Source organism: bacterium endosymbiont of Bathymodiolus sp. 5 South (assembly GCF_900128535.1).
In the GTDB taxonomy this organism is placed as follows: Bacteria; Pseudomonadota; Gammaproteobacteria; order PS1; family Pseudothioglobaceae; genus Thiodubiliella.
This window is the reverse complement of the sequence record NZ_FQTR01000072.1, coordinates 1-9,629: the sequence shown is the minus strand read 5'-3', so window position 1 is coordinate 9,629 and position 9,629 is coordinate 1. Positions and strand designations below refer to the sequence as shown.

The following is a 9,629-nucleotide window of genomic DNA, read 5'->3' as shown; positions in this document are numbered from 1 at the left end:
AAGATATTGGTAGTTGGGATGTTAGCAAGGTGACCGATATGTCTAGGATGTTTTATAACGCACATGCCTTTAATCAAGATATTAGCAGTTGGAATGTTAGTAAGGTGAGTACTATGTCTTGTATGTTTTACAATGCGCACGCTTTTAACCAAGATATTAGCAGTTGGAATGTTAGCAAGGTGAGTACTATGTCTTATATGTTTTACAATGCACACGCTTTTAACCAAGACATTGGCAGTTGGGATATTTCGAGTTTAACAAATGCAGCAGGTATGTTTAAAGGCACTGCAATGACTGTAGACAATATGGATAACACCTTGCGTGGCTGGGCAAAACTTGATACTGCTGCTGGTGAGAGTGCTATCCAAAGCAATATTACTTGGGGTATTGCAAACTACACCGATGCCACTGCCAGACAATATTTAATAGACACCTATCACTGGACTATCAATGGTGGCGTTTTTGATGGCAACAAGACAATAAAAGGCGGTCATGACGCTGACACACTTCACACAACTGCCACAAAAACTACACTACACGGCTTAGGTGGTAACGATACACTGACTGGTGGCACTACAGATGACATCTTAGTTGGCGGTGCAGGCAATGACACCTTAACCGGTGCAGGTGGTAGAGATATCTTTGATTATGGTTTTAAAAATGCAGGTAATGATACTATTACCGACTTTACGCTAGGCAATACAAAGACAAATACTAACGCAGACATTATTGACCTTAGCGACTTATTGATAGGACATAGCGCTACTTCTCATTTGAGTGATTTTGTCACAGCTGCTGCTGATGGTGGTGCTCACACTAAACTGACTATTAACCATAACGGTACTAACTCTGGTAACTCAGTAACCATTATTTTAAAAAATGTTGCTTATACTACCGATTTGTTAACTAATTTGATTGCTAATGGTAACTTGGTGCTTGAGGCTGTTAAACCAACCCTAATGATTACAGGCAGTGGTGGTGCAAATACTACTGCCAATACAATCACATTTAATTTTAGTGCAGCCATTAAAGATGAGTCGTTTACCGTGGATGATATTGGCATTACAAATGGCACTATCAATTCAGGTTCGTTTACCAAAGTAAGTGAGACTCAATACACCGTTATGGTAACCCCAAACCTAGGTGGAAAACATTCTAATGTTGGTATTACGGTTGCGGCAAATACTTTTACCGATGTTGTTGGTAATACTAATACTACTATTGCTAAAAATACAACCAAAATTAGCAACTTAAAAGAGTTGATTGATATTAAGACTGATTTAACCCATTGGGATGTGTCTCATGCAAGTGATGCACAAAAAGCATTTTTTAATGCAACCACCTTTAATCAAAACATTGGCAGTTGGGATGTTAGTCAGGTGACTAATATGAGTCATATGTTTCTTAGTGCAACAGCCTTTAACCAAAACATTGGTGGTTGGGATGTTAGTAAGGTGACGGATATGTCTTATATGCTTCATGCCGCAACCGTCTTTAATCAAAACATTGGTGGTTGGGATGTTAGTAAGGTGACGGATATGTCTTATATGCTTTCTAGCGCAAGTGCCTTTAACCAAGATATTGGTAATTGGGATGTTAGCAAGGTGACGACGATGGTATGGATGTTTTGGGATGCCAAAGCTTTTAACCAAGACATTGGCAATTGGGATATTTCGAGTTTAACAAATGCAATACATATGTTTAAAGACACTTCCATGACTCTAAATAATATGGACAGTACTTTGCGTGGCTGGGCAAAGCTTGATACCACTGCTGGTGAGAGTGCTATCCAAAATAATGTTGGCTGGAGTATCGCAAACTACACCGATGCCACCGCCAGACAATATTTAATAGACACCTATCATTGGACTATTAGTGGCGGCAGTTTTGATGGCAGCAAGACGATACAGGGCAACAATCACGCTAATACACTTAACACAACTGCCAAAAAAACCACACTACACGGTTTAGGTGGTAACGACACGCTGACTGGTGGTGCCACAGATGACATCTTGATCGGTGGTGCAGGCAATGACACCTTAACCGGTGCAGGTGGTAGAGATATCTTTGATTACGGTTTTAAAAACGCAGGCAATGATACTATTACTGACTTCACGCTAGGCAATACAAGTATAAACACGAACGCAGACACCCTTAACCTTAGCGACTTATTGATAGGATATGATTCCAATTCTAATCTAAGTGATTTTATAACAGTTGTTGACGAAGGTGCTAACACTAAACTAATTATTGACTATGATGGCACTGGAGCACTTAATAACCTAGTAACCATTACTTTAAAAAATGTTGCTTATAGAACTGATTTGTTGACTGGTTTGATTGCTAATGGCAACTTAGTGCTTGATACCAGTCCAACCCTGATTATTACAGGTAGTGGTGGCAAAAATACTGCTGCCAATACAATCGCATTTAATTTTAGTAAAGCCATTAAAGATGGGTCGTTTACCGTGGATGATATTGGTATTGCCAATGGCATAATTCATTCAGATTCATTTACTAAAGTAAGTGAGACTCAATACACGATTATAGTAACGCCAAGCTTAGGTGGAAAGCATTCTAATGTTGCTATTACGGTTGTAGCAAACGCCTTTACAGATATTGCTGGCAATGCTAATGTTGCCATCACTAAAAACATAACCCAAATTAACACTTTAAAAGATCTGGTTGATATTGATGGTAAAGGCTCTGATGTGGATTTAACCCATTGGGATGTGTCTCATGTAAGTAATGCAAACAAAGCATTTGTTAATGCACTTAAGTTTGCCCAAGAGATTGGCAGTTGGGATGTTAGTAATATGACTGATATGTCTTCTATGTTTAAAGGCGCAATCTTCTTTGACCAAGACATTGGCAGTTGGGATGTTAGTAAGGTGACTGATATGTCTTCTATGTTTTATCTCGAAACCAACTTTAACCAAGACATTGGCAGTTGGAATGTTGGTCAGGTGACTGATATGCACGGGATGTTTTATCATGCAGGCAACTTTAACCAAGACATTGGCAGTTGGAATGTTAGTAAGGTGACTGATATGCATGGAATGTTTTGGAACGCTGTTGACTTTAACCAAGATATTAGCGGTTGGGATGTTAGCAAAGTGACTAATATGAAAGCGATGTTTCATCACACACATGACTTTAACCAAGATGTTGGCAGTTGGGATATTTCAAGTTTAACAGATGCATCGGGTATGTTTGAAGCCAATTCAATGACTATAGATAATATGAATAGCGCCTTGCGTGGCTGGGCAAAGCTTGATACTGCCGCAGGAGAGACCGCCATTCAAAGCAATGTTAATTGGGGTATCGTAGACTACACCGATGCTACTGCCAGACAATATTTAATAGACACCTATCACTGGAGTGTTGTTGGCAACGGTTATGGCGGTTTTTATGGCGAAAGGGCGAAACAGGGCAATAATAACGCTAACACACTTAACACAACTGCCAAACAAACCACACTACACGGCTTAGGTGGTAACGACACACTGACTGGTGGCACTACAGATGATATTTTAGTTGGCGGTGCGGGCAACGACACCTTAACCGGTGCAGGTGGCAGAGACATCTTTGATTACGGTTTTAAAAACGCAGGTAATGATACCATTACTGACTTTACACTAGGCAATACAACAACAAACACTAACGCAGACATCCTTAACCTTAGCGACTTATTGATAGGGTATAGCGCTACTTCTCATTTGAGTGATTTTGTCACAGCTGCTGCTGATGGTGCCCACACTAAACTGACTATTGACCATGACGGTACTGGCGTATCTGGTAGTTCGGTAACCATTATTTTAAAAAATGTTGCTTATACTGCTAATTTGTTAACCAATATGATTGCTAATGGTAACTTGGTGCTTGAGAGCACTGGACCAACTCTGGCGATTACAGGCAATGGTGGTATATATGTTGACAGAAATACAATCAGTGGTAGCCCCTATATTAACAGCAATGCAATCACATTTAATTTTAGTGAATCCATTAGAGACGGGTCATTTACCATAGATGATATTGGTATTGTAAATGGCACGATTGATTCAGGCTCATTTACTAAAGTAAGTGAGACTCAATACGCCATTAGGGTAACGCCAAGCCCAGGTGGAAAACATTCTAATGTTGCTATTACGGTTGCAGCAAACACCTTTACAAATATTGCTGGTAATGCCAATACTGATGTCGCTGAAAATATAACCAAAATTAGGACTTTAGGCGATCGGGTTAATATTGGCAGATGGTCTAATATTACTTTGTCCGGTTGGGATGTATCTCATGCAGATAGCATGTACAGAGCATTTTCTAATGCCAATGTCTTTAACCAATATATTGGCGATTGGGATGTTAGTAATGTGACTGATATGCAATATATGTTTTCTAACGCAAACGCCTTTAACCTAGATATTAGTAGTTGGGATGTTAGCAAGGTGACTAATATGGAATGGATGTTTATTGATGCCAATTCCTTTAACCAAGATATTAGCAGTTGGGATGTTAGCAAGGTAACTAGTATGCATCATATGTTTGATACAGCAACTTCCTTTAACCAAGATATTAGCAATTGGAATGTTGGCGCAGTAACTATTATGAGCTGGATGTTTTGCAAGGCGTATGTATTTAACCAAGATATTGGCAGTTGGGATGTTAGCAAAGTGACTGATATGCGTGATATGTTCAGTGATACAAGCGTCTTTAACCAAGATATTAGCAATTGGGATGTTAGCAAAGTGATTGATATGACTGGTATGTTTAAAGGTGCAATCGCCTTTAACCAAGATATTGGCGGTTGGGATGTTAGTAATGTGACTGATATGCAATATATGTTTTCTGGAACACACGCCTTTAACCAAGACATTAGCAAATGGGATGTTAGCAAAGTGACTGATATGTACCATATGTTTTCTGGAGCACACGCCTTTAACCAAGACATTAGAAATTGGGATATTAGCAAGGTGAGCATTATGAGTTGGATGTTTTATGAAACACATATCTTTAACCAAGACATTAGTAAATGGGATGTTAGTAAGGTGACTGACATGGATTGGATGTTTGGGAGCAGCAAAACCTTTAACCAAAACATTGGTCATTGGGAGGTTGGCAAGGTGACTAATATGGATTGGATGTTTATAAATGCAGAAGCCTTTAACCAAAACATTGGTCATTGGAATATTTCGAGTTTAACCGGGGCAACTCGCATGTTTAATGGCAGTGCAATGACGATAGATAATATGGATAGCACCTTGCGTGGTTGGGCAAAGCTCGATACCACTGCAGGAGAAACCGCCATTCAAAGCTATGTTACTTGGGGTATCGCAAACTACACCGATGCCACTGCCAGACAATATTTAATAGACACCTATCACTGGACTATTAATGACGATGTTTTTGACGGCAGCAAGACGATAAAGGGCAGTCATGACGCTGACACACTTAACACAACTGCCAAACAAACCACACTACACGGCTTAGGTGGTAACGATACACTGACTGGTGGCGCCAAAGATGACATCTTGATTGGTGGTGCAGGCGATGATACTTTAACCGGTGCAGGTGGTAGGGATATTTTTGATTATGGTTTTAAAAACGCAGGCAATGATACCATTACTGACTTCACACTAGGTAATACAAAGACAAACACTAACGCAGACATTATTGACCTTAGTGACTTATTGGTAGGGTATAGCGCTACTTCTAATTTGAGTGATTTTGTCACAGCTACCGCTGATGGCGCTAACACTAAACTGACTATTGACCACGATGGCACTGGAGCACTTAATAGTCTAGTCACCATTGTTATGACAAATACTGTTTTTACTACCGATTTGCTGAATGAATTAATCACTAATGGTAACTTAGTGCTTGAATAGTATTGATAGCCTTATTGGTTTTGGGGGGCGGCACCCTCAAGTTAAAACACCTTGTGCTGTAATTTTACAAAATCTGGTATATTATTGGGACTATAGCTCTACAAAACAACAATGAGGAATGAATCATGACTACTACAAAAACAATAACACTTGTGCCAACCATAACGATTACAGGCAGTGGCGGTATGGGCAGTGGCGCTAACAAAATTACATTTAATTTTAACAAAGCCATTCAAGACGGGTCGTTTACCGTGGATGATATTGGTATTGTCAATGGTACTATTAATTCAGGTTCATTTACCAAAGTAAGTGCAACTCAATATACCATTATGGTAACCCCAAGCCTAGGTGGAAAACATTCTAATGTTGCCATTACGGTTGAAACAAACACTTTGACGGGTACAGCAAGCACTCTAACAGATATTTCTGATAATGGTAATACTCATACTGCCACCACTAAAAATATAACCCGAATTAGCTATTTAAAAAATCTGGTTGATATTGACGGCAAAGACTCTGATGTTGATTTAACCCATTGGGATGTGTCTCATGCAAGTAATGCAAACAGAGCATTTTCTAATGCAACTGCCTTTAATCAAGATATTGGTAGTTGGGATGTTAGCAAGGTGACCGATATGTCTAGGATGTTTTATAACGCACATGCCTTTAATCAAGATATTAGCAGTTGGAATGTTAACAAGGTGAGCACTATGTCTTATATGTTTTACAATGCGCACGCTTTTAACCAAGACATTGGCAGTTGGGATATTTCGAGTTTAACAAATGCAGTGGGTATGTTTAAAGGCACTGCAATGACTGTAGACAATATGGATAACACCTTGCGTGGCTGGGCAAAGCTTGATACCGCTGCAGGAGAAACTACTGTTCAGCGCCATATTACTTGGGATATTGCAAACTACACCGATGCCACTGCCAGACAATATTTAATAGACACTCATCACTGGATTATTAATGACGATGTTTTTAATGGCAGCAAGACAATAAAGGGCAAGCATGACGCTGACACACTTCATACAACTGCCACAAAAACCACACTACACGGCTTAGGTGGTAACGATACGCTAACTGGTGGTGCCACAAATGACACCTTGATCGGTGGTGCAGGCGATGATACTTTAACCGGTGCAGGTGGTAGAGATATCTTTGATTATGGTTTTGAAAACGCAGGCAATGACACCATTACTGACTTCACGCTAGGCAATACAAAGACAAACACTAACGCAGACATTATTGACCTTAGTGACTTATTGGTAGGGTATAGCGCTACTTCTAATTTGAGTGATTTTGTCACAGCTGTTGCGAATGGCGCTCACACTAAACTGATTATTGACTATGATGGTACTGGCGTATTTGGCAACTCGGTAACCATTATTTTAAAAAATATTGCCTATAAAATTGATTTGTTGACCAGTTTGATTGCTAATGGCAACTTAGTACTTGAGGGTATTAAACCAACCCTAATAATTACAGGCAGTGGTGGTGCAAATACTGCTGCCAATACAATCACATTTAATTTTAGTGCAGCCATTAAAGATGGGTCATTTACCGTGGATGATATTGGCATTACAAATGGCACTATCAATTTGGGCTCATTTACCAAAGTCAGTGAAACTCAATACACCGTTATGATAACCCCAAACCTAGGTGGAAAGCATTCTAATGTTGCCATTACGGTTGCAGCAAACGCCTTTACAGATGTTACTGGTAACACTAATACTGCCATCGCTAAAAATACAACCAAAATTAGCAATTTAAAAGAGTCGGTTGATATTGATGGTAAAGGCTCTGATGTGGATTTAAGCCATTGGGATGTGTCTCATGTAAGTGGTGCACACAAAGCATTTTATAGTGCAACTGCCTTTAATCAAGACATTGGTAGTTGGGATGTTAGCAAGGTAACTGATATATCTTATATGTTTTATAACGCAACCATCTTTAACCAAGATATTGGCAATTGGGATGTTGGTAAGGCGAGCGATATATCTGGAATGTTTTATAGAGCAACTGCCTTTAACCAAGATATTGGCAGTTGGGATGTTAGTAAAGTGACTAATGCACATGGGATGTTTTGGGACGCCAATGTCTTTAACCAAGATATTGGCAGTTGGGATGTTAGCAAAGTGACGAATATGCAAGCGATGTTTCATAGCGCAGGTGCCTTTAACCAAAATATTGGCAGTTGGGATATTTCGAGTTTAAAAAATGCAACGGGTATGTTTAATGCCAGTGCAATGACTCTAAATAATATGGATAGCACTTTGCGTGGCTGGGCAAAGCTTGATACCGCTGCTGGTGAGAGCGCTATCGGAAGTAATGTTGCTTGGAGTATCGCAAACTACACCGATGCCACTGCCAGACAATATTTAATAGACACCTATCACTGGACTATTAATGCTGGCAATTTTGATGGCAGCAAAACGATAAAGGGCAATAATAACGCTAATACACTTCACACAACTGCCACAAAAACCACACTACACGGCTTAGGTGGTAACGATACACTGACTGGTAGCGCCAAAAATGATATCTTGATCGGTGGTGCAGGCAATGATACTTTAACTGGTGCAGGTGGTAGAGATATCTTTGATTACGGTTTTAAAAACGCAGGCAATGATGCCATTACTGACTTCACGCTAGGCAATACAACAACAAGATCTAACGCAGACACCATTAACCTTAGCGACTTATTGATAGGGTATAGCGCTACTTCTCATTTGAGTGATTTTGTCACAGCTGCTGCTGATGGTGCTCACACTAAACTGACTATTAACCATGACGGCACCAACTCTGGTAGTTCAGTAACCATTACTTTAAAAAATGTTGCTTATACTGCCAATTTGTTAACTAATATGATTGCTAATGGTAACTTGGTGCTTGAGAGCACCGGACCAACCTTGATGATTCTAGGCAGTGGTGGTGCAGACACCACTGCCAATACAATCATGTTTAGGTTTAGTGAGGCCATTAGAGGCGGGTCGTTTACCGTGGATGATATTAGCATTACAAATGGCACTATAATTCCACATTCATTTACTCGAGTAAATGCAACTGAATATATTATTATAGTAACTCCAAATCTAGGTGGAAAGCATTCCAATGTTGGTATTACGGTTGCAGCAAACAGCTTTACAGATATTGCTGACAATGCTAATGTTACCATCACTAAAAATACAACCAAAATTAGCAATTTAAAAGAGTCCGTTGATATTGATGGTAAAGGTTCTGATGTTGATTTAACCCATTGGGATGTGTCTCATGTAACTGATGCACGCAAAGCATTTTTTAATGCAGCCGCCTTTAATCAAGACATTGGTGGTTGGGATGTTAGTCAGGTGACTAATATGTCTTCTATGTTTTATCTCGGAATCAAGTTTAACCAAAATATTGGCGATTGGGATGTTAGTAAGGTAACTAATATGGCTTATATGCTTCATACCACAACCATCTTTAATCAAAACATTGGCAGTTGGGATGTTAGTAAAGTAACTGATATGTCTTATATGCTTTTTAACGCAAATGCCTTTAACCAAAATATTGGTAATTGGGATGTTAGTAAGGTGACGACGATGGCATGGATGTTTTGGAATACCAAAGTCTTTAACCAAGACATTGGTAATTGGGATGTTTCGAGTTTAACAAATGCAATACATATGTTTAAAGACACTTCCATGACTCTAAATAATATGGACAGCACTTTGCGTGGCTGGGCAAAGCTTGATACCA

2 protein-coding genes are annotated in these 9,629 nt (G+C 39.5%); both read left to right on the top strand.

Annotated features, from left to right (window positions below):
* Positions 1-5: 5 nt before the first annotated feature.
* Positions 6-5,885 carry a BspA family leucine-rich repeat surface protein gene (locus BBROOKSOX_RS12110; protein WP_257607800.1) on the top strand — a complete coding sequence of 1,960 codons (5,880 nt, stop codon included), beginning with the start codon at positions 6-8 and terminating at the stop codon, positions 5,883-5,885.
* A gap of 125 nt (positions 5,886-6,010) precedes the next feature.
* Positions 6,011-9,629 (top strand): BspA family leucine-rich repeat surface protein (locus BBROOKSOX_RS07275; RefSeq protein WP_139660544.1); only part of this gene is annotated, 3,619 nt, incomplete at its 3' end.